This is a genomic window from Streptomyces sp. PsTaAH-124 (genome assembly GCF_000373685.1).
Lineage (GTDB): Bacteria > Actinomycetota > Actinomycetes > Streptomycetales > Streptomycetaceae > Streptomyces > Streptomyces andamanensis.
In genome coordinates this window covers 194,779-212,585 of record NZ_KB892191.1, presented here as the reverse complement: position 1 = coordinate 212,585, position 17,807 = coordinate 194,779, and the positions used below count along the sequence as shown (strand labels likewise).

The window sequence follows — 17,807 nt, the reverse complement described above, 5'->3', positions numbered from 1 at the left end:
TCGGCGGCGCGTCCGCGGTGGGCGGTGACGCGGTGGGCGGTGACGCGGTACGGGCCGGTCACAGGTGCGGGGCCGGACGGCCCAGCAGACACAGCGCGCACACCGCGAGACACAGCGCGGCGCCGCCGCAGCACAGCGGGAGCGCCTCGGCCCCGGGCGGCAGCCGCAGCACGGTGACCGCGCCGGCGCCGCCCGCGGCCAGGAGACAGACGGCGGCCGGCGGCCAGGCCGCACCGAACGCCTGGAGCAGCAGCGCCGTCCACAACGCGGCGGCCAGCAGCAGCAGTTCGGCCGGCGGGGCACCGGTCAGCGGCGCCGCGGGCAGCAGCGGCAGCAGATAGGCCAGCAGACAGCAGCCGAGCACCCCGGCCGAGCGCAGCAGGAAGCCCGCCGGTGTGGTGGCCCGGCGCAGCGCCGCGACCGACCAGCCGCGGTAGCGGTACAGCAGCCACTCCGCCGGTCCCATGCTCACGGTCAGCACGATCACGGCGTACGGGTGCAGCCGCCCCTCCAGCAGCACCAGGACCGCCGCCGACAGACCGAACAGGCCGTACGGCAGGGAGGTCACCGGGCGGGGGCGCGGGCCGCCGGTCCCGGCGGGCGCCGAGCAGACCTCGCGCAGGACGCGGGCGGTCGCGGCGAGCGTGGCCAGCAGCGCCAGCAGCACCAGCCCCGCCCGTACCGCGGGGCCCGGCTCCCACCACGGCAGCAGCGCGGCCCCGGCGATCAGCGGGGAGAGCGCGGCCAGCAGCCACCGCTCGCGGGCGAGCACCAGCAGGACGCCCGCCGCCGCCAGGTACGCCGACTGCGCCGCCGCCACCCAGAGCACCGCCTTGCCGCCGGCCGTGAGAGCGGCGGCGGCCGTGGCCAGCAGCGCGCCCGGCGGGGCCCCGGCGAGCAGGGTGCGTCCGGCCTCCCGGCGGCCCGCGGTCATCCGCAGATGGGCGCGGTGCCCCAGCGCCTGGCCCCAGGCCCAGGAGACGACACCGGCCACCACCAGCGGGGAGGCGGAGCCGTCGGCGGACCACAGGGGCGCGGTCAGGAGATAGGCCAGGCCGGGCAGCGCGAACAGGACACCGCGCAGCAGGCAGCGCACATGGTCGGGGCGCCAGGGATCGGGCGCCGGGGCGGGTTCGGGGAAGCTGCGGGGCACCCGTTCGTAGAGCGCGGCGGCCAGCGAGAACAGGTCCGGATGGCCGTAGCGGTCCCGGATGACGTCGGCGGACAGCCCTTCGGCCTCCAGCAGCGCGGCCACCTCGTAGGGGTGGACCGCGGGGCCCACCCGGTCGGACAGGTCGGCGGCGAGCGCGCTGACCGCGCTCTCGTCCGGCGCGAGCCGGGGCAGCCGCAGGGCGAGGGTGCGGTCGTCCCCGCGCCGGGCGCGGACCCTGCTGGTCCCGGCGAGGCGCAGGGCCGGCGTGTCCTGTTCGGCGCCGCCGGGTTCCAGCGCCATGGGGCCGCTCACAGGGCCACGCTCCCGGTGCCCGAGCGGACCGGACCGGCGGGAGCGGCGGGGGAGATGCCGGGCAGTGGGTGCGCGCCCGCCGCGGCGCCGCAGCGCGATCCGGACCGCTCCTTCACCGCCGAAGGCGCTCCCGAAGCCGCCGTCGCCGTCCCGGAGGAGGCGGACAGCTCCAGGTAGATGGAGCGGAACGTCTCGATGGTCCGGCGCAGGGTGAACTGCTCGATCACCCGCAGCCGGGCCGCCTCGCCCATCGCCGCGCGGCGCCCGGCGTCGCCCAGCAGCCGCAGCGCGGCGGCGGCCATCGCGGCCGGGTCGCGCGGCGGTACGACCAGACCGGCGTCGCCGACCGCCTCCCGTACGCCGCCCACATCCGTGGAGACGGTCGCCCGCCCGCACGACATGGCCTCGATCAGGGTGAACGGGAAGCCCTCGCTGATGCTGGAGAGCATCACCACGTTCCCGGCGGCGTAGGCGTCCTTGATGTCGTCCACGCGCCCCTCGAACCGGACGGCGTCGCCCTGGCCGAGTTCGGCCGCCAGCGCCTCGCAGCGCTCCCGGTACGCCTCGCCGCCGCGCGGTGTGCCGCCGAACAACCGCAGCCTGGCCTCGGGGAGTTCGGCCCGGACCAGGGCGAAGGCGCGGATGAGGGTCTCCAGGTCCTTGATCGGGTCGACGCGGCCCGCCCAGCTGAGGGTGGGCACCTCCGGCTCGGGTCCGGCGGGCGGGAAGGCGGCCGGGTCGACGCCGTTGTAGACCGTGCGGATCGCCTCCGGGTCGGCGCCGCCCTCCTCCTCCCACAGCCGGTTGTAGCGGTTGCCCGGTGTGATCAGCGCGGCCCTGCGGTAGGTCTCCTCGGCCAGCAGCCGGAAGAAGCCGAGGACGACCGCCTTGACGGGCCAGCGGTAGGGCGCCGTGCGGTAGCCGAGGAAACGTTCGCGCAGATAGACGCCGTGCTCGGTGAGCAGCAGCGGCACCCCGTGCTGTTCGAGCGCGGCGAGGCCCGGCAGGACGGCCACCCCGCCGCTGACCGCATGCGCGACCCCGGTGTGCGGCGGGGGCGCGGCCAGCGGGCGCAGCGCGTGTTCGAGCAGCCCGGTGGCGGTCAGCGCGTCGTGCACGGTGGGCCGGGCCTCCCGGACCACCAGTCCGGGCCGGTTCCACACGGCGCTCAGCACGGCGACCGCCCGGTCGCCGCGCAGGAACGGGCCGAGGGTGCCCGCGGCGGCGGCCCGTGCCAGGGCGTGCAGCGCGGGCGCGAAGCCGTCCTCGACGCCCGGGTCGAGCAGTGCGGTGAGGAACTGCTCGTAGTCGGCGGTGAGTTGCCGCCGCGCGCGGCCGCGGGGCGGCCGGCCGCCGGGCGGGCTGCCCCACATCGGGACCGACAGCACGCTGCCGACGTGCGGGGGCAGCTCCCACACCAGCGGCTCGCGGCCGGTGCCGGTCACGGCGAGGACGTCGAAGGCCAGATCGGGCATGCCGGTGACGAGCTGGTCGCACCAGACGCTGACACCGCCGTGACTGTGCGGGTAGGTGCCTTCGGTGAGCAGGGTGACGCGCGCGGGGGCGGAGTCGCGCGCGCCGTGGTGAACGTGCATCGAGGTGTGCTCCACGGCCGAGGTGTGGGGTGGCAGTGCCGGTCCCGGCCGCTGGGTCGCGGCCGGGACCGTTTCGGTGCGCCGTTCAGTGCGCCGTGGTGGGCGCGCTCCTGGCTGTCACGCCGGAGGGGATCCGGGCGTGCGGTGCGGGTGCGGTGACCGGTCCGGTCACGGTGGTGCCGGGTGCGGCCGGGGACGCGGGTGCGGCCGGGGCCGAGGCGGGCAGGGAGTAGGCGAGCGGCTGCCCGGCCGAGGCGGTCCAGCCGGAGCGGGCGCCCGCGTAGGCGGTGCCGAAGTCCTGTCCGGCCAGGGTGGTTCCGGCGGGCAGGGTGGCGCTCACGTCGACCCCGTCGGGGGCGGACACGGTGACCGTGTCGCCGATCCGGTACGCGGTGACCTGCCCGGCGCTCAGGGCCGACTGCCAGGCGCTGCGGCGCTGCATCTCGGTGCCGATGTCCGCCATCCGCAGGTTCACCAGCGGGGTGTCGTCGGCGAACAGCGCGCGGTAGCCGTCGAGCACGCCGTCCAGGACCGGGTAGGCGATGCGTTCCTCGGCGAGGTTGGACTGGTGGACGAAGTGCGGCCTGGGGTCGTTGGAGAGGACGTGGCCGAGGGCGATGCGGGTCTCCAGCGGCACGATGTGGTCCGCGTAGCCGGTGGCGGTGTCCAGCGGGGCCGGCAGGCAGGTGGTGGTGGCCGGGTTGTCCTCGCAGATGCCGCTGCCGCCCTGGGCGCGGCTGGTGTAGAGCCAGTTGTACTCGTCGACCTGTTCGCCGGCCCGGCCCGCGTTGTAGAAGACGTTCATCGGGTAGCGCGAGACGGTGGTGGCGGTGCCGACCCGGCGCTGTTCGGGGTCACGGGAGTTGTCCGAGGCGAGCCAGGTCACGCCGTTGTCGGCGAGGGCGGGCGCCAGGTTGGGGTTGTCGTCGGGCTGCTGCGGCAGCACCCGCAGGCCCGAGTGCTCGCCGGTGACCAGTTCCGTGTCGTCCAGCGGCAGCCCGGCCTTCTCCCCCCAGGCGCGGTTGACGGAGATCTCGTCGGAGATGTCCTGCCGGCTGACCCACTCGGTGGCGCCGTCCTCGTCGGTCTCGCACTTCCAGGGGACCACCGAGACGTCCTGCCGGCAGCCGAGGAAGGCGTGCGTGTAGGTGTGGTTGACCCAGCGGAAGCGGTCGCGGTCGGCGATCAGCTTGTCGGCCAGCGGGTCGGCGCCGTTGTGGTCGGCGCGCTCGTCGTCGCTGCCCACCGCGTTGTAGACCAGGTCGAGGGTGAAGCCGTGGCTCTGCTCCCAGGAGGTGGCGTAGTCGACGTCCGCCGGGGTCATGCGGATCGGGTCGGGTGTGCCCTGGCCGATGGGGCAGTCGACGTCGCCGGGCGTGCAGTTGAGCTGGGTGTCCCAGCGGTCGTCGGCGGCGAAGACGTCGTCGACGTGCACGGCGAAGTAGTTGCGCGAGGCGCCCAGGTGCACACCGCCGGTCATCCACTCCACGATGCCGCGGGCCAGCAGCCGGAACTGCTGCTGGTACTGGTTGTAGACGAAGGTCACGACCAGTTCGCGCCGCCCGTCGTGGCGGTACTCGCCCACCAGCGAGCCGCGCCGCCCCGACTGCCCGGGGATCGGGGCGTCCACGTACGGCGTGAAGTCGGCCCCGGCCGCGGGCTGGGAGAGATAGGCGTAACTCTCCGCGACGCTCGGGGAGTTGTCCTCGAAGGGCACGGCTCCGGACAGATAGCCGAAGGGTCCGGCCTTGCCCGCGGCCGTCACCTGGGCCTCGACCCCGTCGACGCTGCCGGAGTAGCCGCCGGCGGTCGGCAGCTGGAGCCCGGCCTGGGGGCGGGCGTAGGTGTAGGCGTCGACCTGCGGGACGCCGTAGGTCTTCTCGTAGGCGGCGAGTGCGGCCATCTCGGGCGAGTTCGCCGGGAACGGGTTGTCGTCGGGCAGGACGACGGCCTGGAATCTGGCCCGCGGCCGGCCGTCCACCGTGTCCGCGAGGAAGGCCGCGTCGATCACGGGTCTCCCGGCCCGGGTCAGGTCGATCTCCGTGTACGGCGTGCCGGCCGCGTCGAGTTCGGCGGCTATCGCGCCGGTGGACGGGCCGCCGTCGCTCACGATCAGGGTCCGCAGGTCGACGCGGGGCGCGGTGCCGTCGGCGTGGGCGGCCCCTGCGGGCAGTCCCAGCGCGGCGACGAGCGCGCCGACCGTGAGCGCGGTCGTGCGTATGGTCCGCTTCATGCGGTGAGGTCCTCTCCCCGGCAGGGCGGCGCGGCTCTTGTGGAGCGGGCGCGGCCCCTCGCGTGACGCCGGTACCCCCCTCGGACACCGGCCGTCGACGCATCCGTCGCGTCATATGGTGAAGGGTTTGTGTGCCTGATGGAGCCGTGTGCCGGGTCCTGACGGAAAATCGGCAGGGACTCGCCGGTCGGGCCGCGGGCCGCGCGCGCCCGGCGCGGGCGCCGCGGCCGGGCCGGACGCGCGGCGCCCGGACCGGCCGGGTCCCAGGTGGCGGCCCGCGCGCGGACCGGCGGCCGGGTCCGGCCCACCGGTCCGCGCGCCGCGCATCCGGGTCGCGGCGCCCGCTTCGCCCCGGGCCGAAATCCGGTCCCCGCGGCGGAGGGTCAGGCGCAGTTCACCCGTGTCTCGGGCGTGTAGACGGGCCCGCCGCTGCTGTTGGTGCTGTCGCTGAACTCGGCGTAGTAGTACGAGTAGAAGCCGATGGTGCCGTTGCAGCCCGAGTCCGCGGCGACCTGGAGGGTGAGGGTGACGGTGCGGCTCTGCCCCGGCGGGACGGTGGCGCCGTAGTTGGCGCCCAGGTTGGCCGGGCCGGTGCCGGAACAGGGCGTGCTGCCGGTGGCCGTGGCGAGGCTGCACCCGGTGAAGCTGTACTTGAGGTCCGGGCGCTGGGTGGTCAGCCAGGTGGGGTCGATCGTCTGATGGACGAAGAGGACGTCGTACGTCTTGTTGTTGGTCAGCGTCATGGACAGCTGGACCGTGCCGCCGGGTGTGGTGGCGGCGGTGTCGGTGGCGAACGTCAGGGAGGCCGGCGCGGGATCGGCGCTCGCGCTGGGGGCGAGGCCGAAGACGGCGAGGGCGAGACCGAGGACGGTGGCGAGGCCGAAGCGGCGCATCAGAGGTGATCGCATGGCCCGGGAGGCTAGGCACGCGGCGGGCGCCGCGTCTGCCCCCGGCCGGGTGCCCGGAAGGCCCGCTGGCCGAAGGTGTGCGATCGGTGAAGGACTCGTGCGAGATATGTGCGTGTACCCCTCATGGAGTGAACACGCACCGTACCGGCACGGTGACGCAAGGTCGAGGGGGCGGGGGAGGTGCCGGGCCGGTGGTATCCGCCCCGGCGCACTTTGGCCTGTACCAAGTGCCTTCCGTGCGGCGCACGCGGCGCTCGGTGGGGCGCGTGGATGCCGGAACGGGCGCCCGGCGCTCCCGGCGGGCGCCCGACTGCCGTCGATGCGCCCGCGCGCACGGGTGCGCGGAACGGGGGCCGGGCGACCGGGCGCCGGGGAGCCCTCGTGCCGCACGCCTTGACGGGGCAGGTGCGGACCTTTAGGTTCCCGGAGCACCGGCAGTCCATGTACGCGGTCAACGTTCAGCCCGCTGAACGGTCATGACTCTCCGTTCCCCGTCTCCCCCCACCCGGCAGGAACCCCCATGACGTCATCCCAGAGTTCCCGGACCATCGCCGCCGCGACCGTCGCGGCGCTCACCGCCGTCCTGTCCGTCCTCGGCACGGGCGGCGCGGACGCCGCCGACCCCAAGGTCGCACCCGGCGGCAACTTCGACCTGTCCACCTGGCAGCTCCAGGAGCCGGTCGGCTCACCCGGCTCCCCGACCACCATCTCCTCCGCGCGTCTCCAGGGGCGCGACGGCTACCAGGACGCGTACTTCTACACCGACACCCGCGACGGCGCGATGACCTTCTGGGCCCCCGAGAAGGGCGTCACCACGCCCAACTCCCACTACGCCCGCTCCGAACTGCGCGAGATGAACCGGGGCGGCGGCGCCGCCGACTGGCCGCTGCGCGGCACCCACCGGCTGAGCGCCACCCTGCGCGTGGTCTCCGTGACGTCCAACGTGTGCGTGGGACAGATCCACCTCGGCAGCGGCGGCAGTTCCACCAAGCCGCTGGTGGAGCTGTACTACCGGGCGGGCGGCGACATCGTCCTCGGCACCGAGAACTCCCCCTCGGGAGGCCAGACCCTCCACCCGGTCGGACACGTCGCCACCGGCAAGACTTGGCGCTACACCATCGCCGTGACCGGTGGCGACACCATCGACCTGACCGTGAACGACAGCACCACGCACTACGCCGTCCCGTCCTCGTTCCAGCAGTACAAGCAGTACTTCAAGGCCGGTTCCTACAACCAGTCCTCCTCGGACAGCACCACGAAGGGCGCCCGGGTCGCCTTCTACGGACTCACCGTCAGCCACAGCTGACCCGGTGCGCCGAGAACCGGTCGAAAGCCGGGGCACCGGCCCCGCCGCACAGCTCCCTGTCCGCACCCGCGCAGCAGCAGCTCACCGGGCCCGCCCCCGAGCCCCGGCCGGACCCGGCGGCCCCGTCCGGAAGTCGCCGCCGCCGGACCCCGCCCGTTGATGCCGCGCCCCTCCGGCCGCTTCGATGGCGCCTTGCCGGACGGCGCTCGGCCGACGGCACCGCCGACGAGGGGGGTTGGGGAGACCGTGCGTCACCCTGGGAGAAGAACCGGCCGCGCAGCCGGAGGCAGAACACGGCCCGGCGGCCCGTGGACGAGTGCGGCGGCACTGCTCGGTGCCGCCGCACTCGTCGTCTCGCTGGCCCCGGCCGCCGCGGCGGCGACCGGAGCCGCCGGACCGCCGGGCCCGGCAGAAACCGCCGGACGGGCCACGGCGACACCCGCCCTGGTGAGCGGCATCCGCGAGCAGGCACCCGCCGAGGACAGCGCGGCGGACGCCGCCCGCGCCTACCTGGACCAGCGGCGGGACCGCTACCGGATCCCCGACGCCCGGCACGACCTGGTGCCCGGCGGAACGGTCGGCGCCCACGGCGAGGAGACCGTCCGGCTGCGGCAGCGCCACCGGGGCGTCCCCGTCCTGGGCGGCGAGTACGTCGTCCGGATGGAGAACCACGACGGCCGCCGCACCGTCACCGGCACCTCCGGGAAGTACTTCACGGGGCTGACCACCGGCACCACCGACGGCATCGGCTCCGCGCTCGCCGTGGAGCGGGCCGTGGACGCGGTCCTCGGCGACCTCGACGACCACCACTTCGCCGGACGGCCCGCAGCGGCGCCCGGCACCGACCCGGCGGACCTGCTGCACGGCACCGACCACGGCCTGGTCGTCCTGCCCGCCGGCCCCGGCGTCCTCACCCGGCACATCACCGTGCGCGGCACCGGCCCGGCGGACGGCACGCCCGTGGTGCGCGAGGTCTACATCGACGCCCACGCCGGATACCCCGTCCTCCAGTACAGCGGCGTCCAGACCTTCGGTGCCGCCCGCCCGGCCGCCGGTAGCGCGCCCGCCACCCCGGCCGCCCGCCCGCTCGCCGCCGCCGAGAAGGGCACCGGCGTCCGGCTCGACGGGACCGAGGTCCCCCTCGACATCGAGCACGACGAGACCGAGGGCACCTATGTGCTGCGCGACAGCACCCGCATCCCCCAGGACGACTACCACTACGGCGTCCTGTCCACCTGGGACGCCCGCGGCAGGGAAGTCGCCGACACGAGCGGCACCTGGCCCGACGGCATCAGGGAGTTCAGCTCCCCGGCGCCCGCGTTCGGCGCCGACGCCACCGCCTCGGGCGCCGTGGACGCGCACTGGGCCGCCGGGCGGGTCTACGACTACTTCCGCGCCGAGCACGGCCGCGACAGCCTCGACGGCCACGGTATGACCGTCAACTCCCTGGTGGGGGTGACCGGTTCCTACGGAACGCCGTACGCCAACGCCTTCTGGGACGGCCAGAAGATGGTCTACGGCGGCGGTGACGAGGAGTACCTGCCGTTCTCCGCCGCCCTGGACGTCGTCGGGCACGAGATGACCCACGGCGTGATCGCGCACACCGCGAACCTGATGTACGCCGGCCAGTCCGGCGCGCTGAACGAGGCCATCGCCGACTACTTCGGCAACACCATCGAGGCGTCCGTGTACGGCATCCCCGCCGACGACCCGGACTCCGGGCTCCTGGGCGAACGGCTGTGCCGGACCAAGGGCCCCCGCGCGTGCGCGACCCGCGACCTCGACGACGGCCGCACCACCACCGGTTCGTTCGTCGGCGTGGACTTCCTCAACGACAACGGCGGTGTCCACCTCAACTCGACCATCTTCGGCGGCGCCCTGTGGGACGCCCGCAGGGAGCTGGGCGCCGCCGCCACCGACCGGATCGTCTACCGGGCGCTCACCCAATACCTCACCCCGCTCGACGGGTTCACCGAGGGACGCGCGGCCGTGCTCGCCGCCGCCAAGGACCTCGGCACCGGCGCGGCGCAACTGAAGAGGCTCAAGGGCGCCTTCACCGCCCACGGCATCGTGCCCGGCTGGGAACTCGCCCTCGGCAACGACAGCCAGGTGCTGCTCGACCGGATCAACACGGCCGGCACCGAGCTGGGCGCGGGCGGCGGCTGGTGGGCGGCGTCCAGGTCCAACGAGGACGGCTCGGAACCGTACTCGGTGTGGGCGGGCCGCGCCGACGGCAAGGGGCAGCCCAGGCTGATGAGCCCCAACGACGGCCGCTACCACACCAGGCCCGCCACCGACGGCAGGACGGTGGTGTGGCAGGCGCACGGACCCGGCGGCGTCGACATCCTCGCCCGCTCGCTCTCCGGCGGCCCGGTCCGCACCCTGTGGCACGGCCGCAGCGTGGGCGGCGCGACGGGCGTCGACGGTGACGTGGTGGCCTTCGACTACTACACCTATGGCGGCCGCAGCGGCATCGTCTATCTCAGCCTCAAGGACCCGCAGGACGAACACGCCGTCGGCGGCGGCACCTACCACCGCGCGCACGGGTCCTCGGTGAGCCACGGCAAGGTCGCCTACCAGGACATGAGCCGGGTGGGACTGGCCGCCACCTACGCGTGGACCACCCGCGTCGCGGACGTGGCGACCGGCGAGGACCGGGCGGTCCAGCAGTACGACGGCTCCACGTCCCTCGGCCCCACGGCCCTCAACGGCACCCATGTCTTCTGGCTGCTCGACGAGGGCCTGGACGCGAACGCGACGACGCTGCGCCGCGCCGCCCTCGACGGCTCCGAGGTGGCCGACCTCAGTCCGGGCAGCGGCCCGGACGCCCTGAACGCCTACGACCTGGCGGTCTCCGAGGACGCCGCGGTCGTCGGCACCTACCTTCCCGACACCGTGATCCGCAACGAATCCACCCCCAAGCTCTACCAGTTCGCCGCGAACGGCACCCCGGGCGCGCCCGGCACCCGGCTGGGACGGGTGTCCTGCAACCGGGGCGCGCAGACCGGGGCCTCCGCCCCGGGCGGCAGTCAGGTGATCTGGCTGGACTCGACGACCGGGAGGACCGACGTGGTGACCCGGGCCGGGCCCACGGGCCGCTGCGGCTGAGACGGCCCGCGCCGTGGCCCGCGCCGTGGACGGCAGCGGCGACCGCGGCGCCGGCCGGCGGTGCGGTCCGTCCCCGAGGGCGGACCGCACCCCCGCGTCACCCGCTGACGCTCGGGGCGCCCGTCTCCAGATGACCGGTGAAGCGGCGCGACCACGACGCGTCGGAGTCGACGGTGACCGTGAAGTCGTACCAGCCGTTCTGGAACGCCACCGCGTTGAAGAAGTCCTCCGTGGTGGCCCCGGCGGCGACCCGGTAGCGCCAGGGGCCGTCGCCGCGGTAGTGGTCGGAGGTGATGGTGAACGTCACCGGCGCGGAACCGGAGTTGGCCATCGCGAACCAGATGGCGAGCTTGCCGGTGCCGGGCTCGACCGCGTACCGCGTGCGGACCTCGGCCTGTCGGCCCGCCGTGGTCGCGTTGCCCCGGAAGCGCCGCTGGAAGCGGTTGGGGCCCAGCATGACGATGTCGTACTTCCCGTCGCCGTAGGCGGGCCCGATGTTGAAGAAGTCGGAGGCGGTGCCGCCCGCGCCGACCGTGTACTGCCAGGGCGTGGACTCCCGGTAGGCCACCGGCTGGAGGGAGAAGTGCGCCGCCCGGGTGGCGGGCGCGCCCTGGTTGGCCATGACGCACCAGGCGTAGATCTGGCCGTTCGCCAGGTACTCGAACCGGTCCAGGTACCCGTTGGGCTGGTACGGCAGCGCGCGGGCGGGGCGGGTGCCGGGCTCCTGCGCGGGCCGGGCGTTGGTGGTCGGCACCGGGTTGGGCAGCGGGCCGCAGGTGGCGTAGCCGATGACGCTCGTGGCGGGCAGCGAGACCGGCCCGGTGACCGGATGGGCGAAGTCGAAGACGCCGGTCAGGTCCCCGCAGACGGTGCGCCGCCAGTCGCTGATGTTCGGGCACTTGGCGGGTGTGCCGAGCGCGGCCGTCCAGGTCTCCAGGAACCGCAGCACCGAGGTGTGGTCGAAGACCTCCGACGACACCCAGCCGCCCCGGGTCCAGGGCGAGACGACGATCATCGGCACCCGGAAGCCGAGCCCGTAGGGCACCCCGTTCAGGAACTCACCGGGGGTCCCGGCGGGCGGCGACGGCGGCGGCACATGGTCGAAGAAGCCGTCGTTCTCGTCGTAGTTGAGGAACAGCACGGTGGAGTCGAAGACATCAGGATCGGCGGCCAGCGCCTGGTGGACGAGGTGGACGAAGTGCGCCCCGTCGCCCGGAGTGGAGTACGGGTGCTCGGAGAACGCCTGGTTGGGCACCACCCACGAGACCTGCGGCAGGGTGCCGGCGAGCACGTCGGCCTTGATGGCGGCGGCGATGTCGTCCGGGGTGGAGCCGGTGACCCGCGGCACGGACGACATGCCCCGCACATGCAGCGGATCGGTGGCCGGGGCGTCGGTGAACTTCTTGAAGTAGGCGCAGCCGTTGTCGCCGTAGTTGTCCTGCGCGTTCTGGTAGACCTTCCAGCTCACCCCGGCCGCCTGGAGCGCCTCGGCGTAGTTCTGCCAGGTCAGCCCCGTCTCGTCGCCGCCGTCGTAGCTGGCGGCGTCGACCTTGCCGCTCCACAGGTAGGTGCGGTTGGGGCCGGTGGCGCTGAGCGAGGAGCTGAAGTAGGCGTCGCAGACCGTGTACGCGTCGGCGAGCGCGTGGTGGAAGGGGATGTCGGTGCGGTCCAGATAGCCGAGCGAGCGCACATTGCCCACGCCCGCCACCCAGTTGTCCATCCGGCCCTTGTTCCACGCCGCGTGCTGCGAGGTCCACGAGTGCGGCAGGTCGCCGCTGCACTGGGCCAGCGTCTCCCCGTCCTTGCCGCCCGCCGCGGGGGTGGCGCTGAGCTTCCACGGGTACTGGCGGCCGGTCCCGTTGGGCTGCTCGAAGACCGAGCGGTCGCCGGGCAGCGGCACTCCGCTGCGGTCGTCGAAGCCGCGCACCCCCTTCAGCCGGCCGAAGTAGTGGTCGAAGCTGCGGTTCTCCTGCATGAGGATCACCACGTGCCGTACGTCCTTGACGGTGCCGGTCGCCGCCCGCCCGGCCGCGTACGCCGGGCGCTGGCCGGCGCCCAGCGCCACGCCCGCCGCCACGGTCGCGCCGAACCCCACGAAGCCCCTACGGCTGATCGGTCTCATTCGCCCCGCCTTCGTCACCGGAGTGCCCCTGCGGCACACCGCGCGCAAGCGTGCCCGTGTGTGCCGGGAAACGCCATAGTGCGTAAGGGAGTTGGGGGGCTGACCCCTCGAAGGGGGGCGAGGGGTCAGCCCGGCTCGTGACGTCCCGGGTCAGGCGGTCTTCAGCCCGAGCCCGGCCGCGACCGAGTCGGTGCGGACGAACACCGACACCGGGTACTGGCCGTCGCAGTACTTGTTGCCCGACGACACGATGCCCACCACCTTGCCGCCGCTGACCAGCGGACCGCCGGAGTCGCCCGGACAGACGCTGTCGGCCGTGCCCCGCTTCGGCGTCCCGCACAGCATCGCCCTGGGGTCGGTGTCCTCGTCGGTGTAGGGGCGGCAGCCGGTGAGCGGGGAGAGGACCAGCTGGGTCTGCTTCAGCCGGGTGGCCGAGACGCCGGGGCCGGTGCGCCCCCAGCCCAGCACGAGCGCCTTCCGGCCGGAGGCGACCAGCGCGGCGTCGCGCGGCCCGGCCACCGGGATCGGCCGGTAGGGCATCGCCCGGTCCAGCGTGAGCACGGCCGCGTCGTGGGCGAGGCCGGGGGAGGTGTAGTGCGCGTCCATCCGCGCGGACTTCACCCGCCGTACGGTGCCGTCGGTGCCGTTCACCTGCGTCCGGCCGCCGATCACCCGCAGCGCGGAGAGCTTCCCCGCGTCCTGGACGCAGTGCCCGGCGGTGAGCACCTTGGTCGGTGCCACCAGGGTGCCGCCGCAGAACTGCTGTCCGTTCAGCTCGATGAGCATGGTGTACGGCTGGTCCGCGGCCTTGGCCGGACCGCCACCCCTGACCGCGGCGGCCTGGCCCGCTCCGGCCAGCAGCGTGCCCGCCGCCAGGAGCGCGGTGACGGCCGCCGCGCCGCGTACGCCCGCGGAGCTGCCCGGGAACCTGAAGGAACGGAAACGCATGACGGGATCCCCCTGAACCGATCGCCCGACCTGGCGGCCCGTGCGGACCGGCGGACGGCCCCCACGGCCGCCGCTTCGCGATCGACCGGGAAGACGGGCCGCGCACGGTCCGGGTTGCACGGCCGGCGCCCCGGATCGATCTTTTTCCGCCGGACCCGTCCCACCCGTGCGGCCAACGGCGCCCCGCCCCCGCGTCCGGCACCGGGCGGCCCGTGCGGCAGGGCCGGTCAGCTCCGCGCCGGGGCCCGCCGCGCCCATGCGCGCACCACCGGCACACTGGACTCGGCGAAGCGGTCGTAGTCGGCCGGGGTGTTGTAGACGTGCGCCGACACCCGCAGGTATCCGATGCCGTCGAAGCTGGTGAAGGCCGTCTCCGCGCCCAGTTCGGCGGGGGCCCGGTCGCGCAGCGCGTCCGCCGCGAGCCGGCTGGTGCCCAGCGGCTCGGGCAGCCGGACCAGGCGCATGCCGGGCACGGGCATGCCGACATCGGCGCTCGGCACCCCGGTGGCGGATCCGGCGAACGCGGCGCCGATCACCCGGGCGCCGTACTCCGCCAGTTCGTCCATGTAGCGGCGGGCCGCCGCCCAGCCCCAGGTGTGCTCGACGAAGTCCAGCGCGACGGGCGCGGCGAGCGGTCCGGTGGCGTCCAGGGTGCCCTGCTGGTCGAAGCGGTCCGGGAACGGCTCGTGCGCGGCCCAGGAGTCGATCAGCGGGTGGAGGCGGTCGCGCAGCGGACCGCGGGCGACCAGCGCCGCCGTACCGCGGGGCGCGCAGCCCCACTTGTGCAGGTTGCCGACCCAGGCGTCGCAGACCAGCCCGTCCAGCGGGGCGGCGAGCAGGCCGGGCGCGTGCGCGCCGTCCACGAGCAGCGTCACGCCCCGCCGGGCCAGCTCCGCCCCGATCCGCTCCACCGGCATCCTGCGCGCCGTCGCGGAGGTGATCTGGTCCAGCACCACGAGCGCGACACCGTCGTCGGCCTCGGCCATGACCGCCTCGTACGCCTGCTCGGCACCGGCGGCCAGCGGCACCCGGGCGGTGCGCACCCGGCGGCCCCAGCGGCGGGCGAGGCGTTCGGCGCCCATGGTGACGGCGCCGTAGCCGTGGTCGGTGACGACGATGTCCCCGCCGGGGCGCTCGGCCAGGGCCGCGTAGACGACGCTGGCGCCCGCACTGGCGTTCGGCACCAGCGCGAGGTCCGCGGCATCGGTGCGCAGATGGCCGGAGATCGCGCCCCGGGCGGCGGCGATCCGGCCGGGCAGGCGCGGGAACCACACGACGGGCGCCCGCTCCATCTCGGCCCGCAGCGCGTGCTGCCGCTCCTGCGCGACGAGCGGGACCGCGCCGAAGGAGCCGTGGTTGAGATGCAGCAGGGCCGGGTCGAGGGACCAGGCAGCGGCGGCGGGCCGGCCGTCCGCCAGGAGCAGGGGGGCCGGCGCGGTGGCGGTCGCGGCCCTGGTCTCGGTCTCGGTCACGTCACTCCCGCTTCCCCGGCGCCCGCGGCGGCCCCCGGGACGCGCGCAGCCGGGCCGCCCGGCCGCCTGTTCCGGCTCGGTCGGTCCGCACACCCTACGTGCCGCAGGCACGACCGCCGTCGCCGGTCCCCGGCCGCCGCAGGGGTCCCGCCGGTCCGGATACGGCCAACCAGAATGCGTCCGAAAGCAATATTGCATCCGACTGCAAGATTGCCTACGGTCGAATAAGGACGAAATGTGATGCTCCGGGCGGCCGCGGGGCGGACGGGGCGTCCCGCCCGGACCGCGTACGACCAGGCACGACAGGACAGGCGCGACAGGACGGCACGACGGGCGGGACCACCGTCCCGGCGCCCGTCCGGAGAGCCCTTGCAGATGGTTTCCCCCACGAGAGGCGGCACCTCATGGCCATCAGCGATCCTCACCCGTTCCCCTTCCAGGAGACCGACGAACTGCTCATCGAGCCGCGTTTCGAGGAGCTGCGCGAGAGCGAGCCGCTGTGCCCGGTGCGCCTGGCCCACGGCGAGCCCGCCTGGCTGGTGACCCGGTACGAGGACGTGAAGACCGTCCTGGGCGACGCCCGGTTCAGCCGGGCCGAGGCGACGGCCCGGGACGAGCCCAGGACGCGCTACCACCGCGGTCTGCCCGGCAACATCCTGGCGTTCGACCCGCCCGAGCACACCCGGCTGCGCCGGGTGGTCGCCAAGGCGTTCACCGCGCGCCGCGTCGAGGAGCTGCGGGCGCGGGCCCGGACGATCTCCGACGGGCTCGTCGACGCGATGATCCGACGCGGCGCGCCCGCCGACCTGGTGGCCGACTTCGCGCTGCCGCTGCCCGTCACGGTCATCTGCGAACTGCTCGGCGTGCCCGTCGAGGACCGCACCCGGTTCCGCCTCTGGTCGGACGCCCTGCTGTCGACCACCCGCTTCACCCCCGAGGAGGTCGAGCGCTACGCCGACGAGCTGTCCGACTACATGGCCGCACTCGTCGCCGAGCGGCGCAAGGAGCCCAGCGACGACCTGCTCGGCGTGATGGTGGCGGCACGGGACGAGCAGGACCGGCTCTCCGAGGAGGAGCTGGTCGCCATGGGCGTCAGCGTCCTGGTCGCCGGGCACGAGACCACCGCCAGCCAGATCCCCAACTTCGTGTACACGCTGTTCGAGCACCCCGCCGAGCTGGCCCGGCTCCGCGCCGACCCGGACCTCGTGCCGCAGGCCGTGGAGGAGCTGATGCGGTTCGTGCCCCTGGGCAGCGGCGGTGTCGCCCGCTACGCCCTGGAGGACGTCGAGCTGAGCGGCGGCGTGGTGCGCGCGGGCGAACCGGTCGTCGCCTCCAACGCGTCCGCCAACCGCGACACCGCCGTCTACAGCTGCCCCGAGCGGCTCGACCTCACCCGCAAGGAGGCGTCGCACGTCGGCTTCGGCCACGGCCCGCACCACTGCCTGGGCGCCCAACTGGCGCGTATGGAACTGCAAGTGGCCCTGCGCACCCTGCTCGGGCGGCTGCCCGGTCTGCGACCGGCCGGTACCGGCGAGGACTTCGTGTGGAAGACGGGCGCAGGGGTGAAGGGCCTCCAGAAGATGCTCGTGGCCTGGGACCCGTCATGACCGCCCGGGACGGCCTGCGGGAGCGGGGCGCACCGGCACCGGCGCCCGGACCGGACGAGGAGGCGTGGCGGGTGCGGGTCGACGAGAAGGCGTGCATGGCCACCGGCATCTGCGCGGGCGTCGCACCCGGGCGCTTCCGGGTCCGCGACGGCGCCTCGCACCCGGAGGCGGAGATCACCGCGCCCGCGCCGGAACTGGTCGACGCGGCCGAGTCCTGCCCCATGGAGGCGATCCTCGTGACCGATCGCGACTCCGGTGCCCGGATCGCTCCGGAGGAGTAGCGGGCGGCGGGAGCGCCGCGCGGCGCGGCGGCCGGCGGTGACGCCCGCCGCCGCGCCGCGCGGGTCCCGCCCGCCGGGCCGCACCGGTGGCGCCCGGCGCCCGGCCGCCCGCGCCGCCGCTGCGACTATGCTACGGCCATGAGCGGCGAGGCGAGGGTGTCCCACCGGGAGCGCAGCAAGGCGAGACGGCGGGAGGCCATCAGGCGCTCGGGCATGCGCCTGTTCGCCGAGCAGGGCTACGACGGCACGACCATCGCCGACATCGCCGAGGCGGCCGACGTCGCACCCCGGACGGTCTCCCTGTACTTTCCCTCCAAGCACGACATCGCCCTGTCCGTGCCCGACGAGATCGCGGCCCGGCTCACCACCGTCTTCAAGGACCGGCCCGACGCCGGGTTCCTCGACGTCGTCGACACCTGGCTGCTGGGCGAGGCCGATGCCCTGGACCCGGAACTCGTCACGCTGCTCACCGCGATGTACGAGGCCAACCCGGCCCTCAGGGCGCACGGCAGCAGCCAGATCACCGAGGCCGTACGCATCACGGGCCCCGCCCTTGCCGCCGCCACCGGACTGCCCGCCGACCACCCGATGAACGCGGTCGTCGGCGCCGCCGTGGGCGCCGCCCTCAGCCAGTACTTCGCGACCATCCTCCAGAGCGAGGACGCCGGAGGCACACACCGCCGGTTCATGGCCTGTCTGCACGCCCTGATCGACACGGCCCGGCAGGGCGCCCCCGGCACCTGAGGGCGGGCGCCCCCGTGC

General features: G+C 74.6%; 12 protein-coding genes. 5 read left to right on the top strand and 7 right to left on the bottom strand.

Translation table 11 applies throughout. The features are described from left to right. Positions 1 to 58: 58 nt before the first annotated feature. The 4 genes from B086_RS0128505 to B086_RS0128490 form a co-directional block, all read right to left on the bottom strand. On the bottom strand, positions 59 to 1,465 hold the full coding sequence (locus B086_RS0128505; protein WP_026252859.1) for a hypothetical protein: 1,407 nt from the start codon (positions 1,463 to 1,465) through the stop codon (positions 59 to 61). Continuing rightward, positions 1,462 to 3,060 (bottom strand): GT4 family glycosyltransferase PelF, encoded by a 1,599-nt coding sequence (pelF, locus tag B086_RS0128500; RefSeq protein WP_037874123.1) that lies wholly within the window; start codon positions 3,058 to 3,060, stop codon positions 1,462 to 1,464. Before pelF ends, B086_RS0128505 begins: the two co-directional genes overlap by 4 nt. Before the next feature lie 85 nt (positions 3,061 to 3,145). Further along, the gene (locus tag B086_RS0128495; RefSeq protein ID WP_018569847.1) at positions 3,146 to 5,293 is read right to left on the bottom strand and encodes a hypothetical protein; all 2,148 of its coding nucleotides are present in this window, start codon (positions 5,291 to 5,293) and stop codon (positions 3,146 to 3,148) included. A 383-nt stretch (positions 5,294 to 5,676) separates the two neighbouring features. Then, positions 5,677 to 6,201 (bottom strand): hypothetical protein, encoded by a 525-nt coding sequence (locus tag B086_RS0128490; RefSeq protein ID WP_037874067.1) that lies wholly within the window; start codon positions 6,199 to 6,201, stop codon positions 5,677 to 5,679. A gap of 520 nt (positions 6,202 to 6,721) precedes the next feature. Between B086_RS0128490 and B086_RS0128485 the strand changes: the two genes are divergently transcribed. Together B086_RS0128485 and B086_RS0128480 are read left to right on the top strand one after the other, a co-directional pair. Further along, positions 6,722 to 7,507, top strand: coding sequence for a polysaccharide lyase family 7 protein (locus tag B086_RS0128485; protein WP_018569845.1), 786 nt, complete (start codon positions 6,722 to 6,724; stop codon positions 7,505 to 7,507). A gap of 447 nt (positions 7,508 to 7,954) precedes the next feature. Beyond that, on the top strand, positions 7,955 to 10,615 hold the full coding sequence (locus B086_RS0128480; protein ID WP_018569844.1) for a M4 family metallopeptidase: 2,661 nt from the start codon (positions 7,955 to 7,957) through the stop codon (positions 10,613 to 10,615). Between the two features lie 97 nt (positions 10,616 to 10,712). On the opposite strand, the gene B086_RS0128475 is transcribed toward B086_RS0128480, so the two are convergent. From B086_RS0128475 to B086_RS0128465, 3 genes are all read right to left on the bottom strand, one after another. Further along, complete coding sequence (locus tag B086_RS0128475) at positions 10,713 to 12,737, bottom strand: phosphocholine-specific phospholipase C (RefSeq protein ID WP_026252857.1); 2,025 nt, start codon at positions 12,735 to 12,737, stop codon at positions 10,713 to 10,715. Positions 12,738 to 12,887: 150 nt separating this feature from the next. Further along, positions 12,888 to 13,685: a S1 family peptidase gene (locus B086_RS0128470; protein WP_018569842.1), complete on the bottom strand. Its 798-nt coding sequence runs from the start codon at positions 13,683 to 13,685 to the stop codon at positions 12,888 to 12,890. 227 nt (positions 13,686 to 13,912) lie between these two features. Next, positions 13,913 to 15,157 (bottom strand): aminotransferase class V-fold PLP-dependent enzyme, encoded by a 1,245-nt coding sequence (locus B086_RS0128465; protein WP_018569841.1) that lies wholly within the window; start codon positions 15,155 to 15,157, stop codon positions 13,913 to 13,915. Between the two features lie 404 nt (positions 15,158 to 15,561). On the opposite strand from B086_RS0128465, the gene B086_RS0128460 reads away from it, so the two are divergent. The 3 genes from B086_RS0128460 (at position 15,562) to B086_RS0128450 (ending at position 17,789) form a co-directional block, all read left to right on the top strand. Next, a complete protein-coding gene (locus B086_RS0128460; protein ID WP_018569840.1) occupies positions 15,562 to 16,764 on the top strand; it encodes a cytochrome P450 in 1,203 nt (400 codons plus the stop codon). Further along, the gene (locus tag B086_RS0128455) at positions 16,761 to 17,045 is read left to right on the top strand and encodes a ferredoxin (RefSeq protein ID WP_018569839.1); all 285 of its coding nucleotides are present in this window, start codon (positions 16,761 to 16,763) and stop codon (positions 17,043 to 17,045) included. Before B086_RS0128460 ends, B086_RS0128455 begins: the two co-directional genes overlap by 4 nt. Before the next feature lie 138 nt (positions 17,046 to 17,183). Further along, on the top strand, positions 17,184 to 17,789 hold the full coding sequence (locus B086_RS0128450) for a TetR/AcrR family transcriptional regulator (protein WP_037874065.1): 606 nt from the start codon (positions 17,184 to 17,186) through the stop codon (positions 17,787 to 17,789). The last annotated feature ends 18 nt before the right edge of the window (positions 17,790 to 17,807 follow it).

Bases quoted from the DNA above. Each gene is read 5' to 3' on its own strand.
- B086_RS0128495 (WP_018569847.1), bottom strand. From the start codon at position 5,293: ATGAAGCGGACCATACGCACGACCGCGCTCACGGTCGGCGCGCTCGTC.
- B086_RS0128470 (WP_018569842.1), bottom strand. From the start codon at position 13,685: ATGCGTTTCCGTTCCTTCAGGTTCCCGGGCAGCTCCGCGGGCGTACGC.
- pelF (WP_037874123.1), bottom strand. From the start codon at position 3,060: ATGCACGTTCACCACGGCGCGCGCGACTCCGCCCCCGCGCGCGTCACC.
- B086_RS0128490 (WP_037874067.1), bottom strand. From the start codon at position 6,201: ATGCGATCACCTCTGATGCGCCGCTTCGGCCTCGCCACCGTCCTCGGT.
- B086_RS0128485 (WP_018569845.1), top strand. From the start codon at position 6,722: ATGACGTCATCCCAGAGTTCCCGGACCATCGCCGCCGCGACCGTCGCG.
- B086_RS0128460 (WP_018569840.1), top strand. From the start codon at position 15,562: ATGGCCATCAGCGATCCTCACCCGTTCCCCTTCCAGGAGACCGACGAA.
- B086_RS0128450 (WP_037874065.1), top strand. From the start codon at position 17,184: ATGAGCGGCGAGGCGAGGGTGTCCCACCGGGAGCGCAGCAAGGCGAGA.
- B086_RS0128455 (WP_018569839.1), top strand. From the start codon at position 16,761: ATGACCGCCCGGGACGGCCTGCGGGAGCGGGGCGCACCGGCACCGGCG.
- B086_RS0128475 (WP_026252857.1), bottom strand. From the start codon at position 12,737: ATGAGACCGATCAGCCGTAGGGGCTTCGTGGGGTTCGGCGCGACCGTG.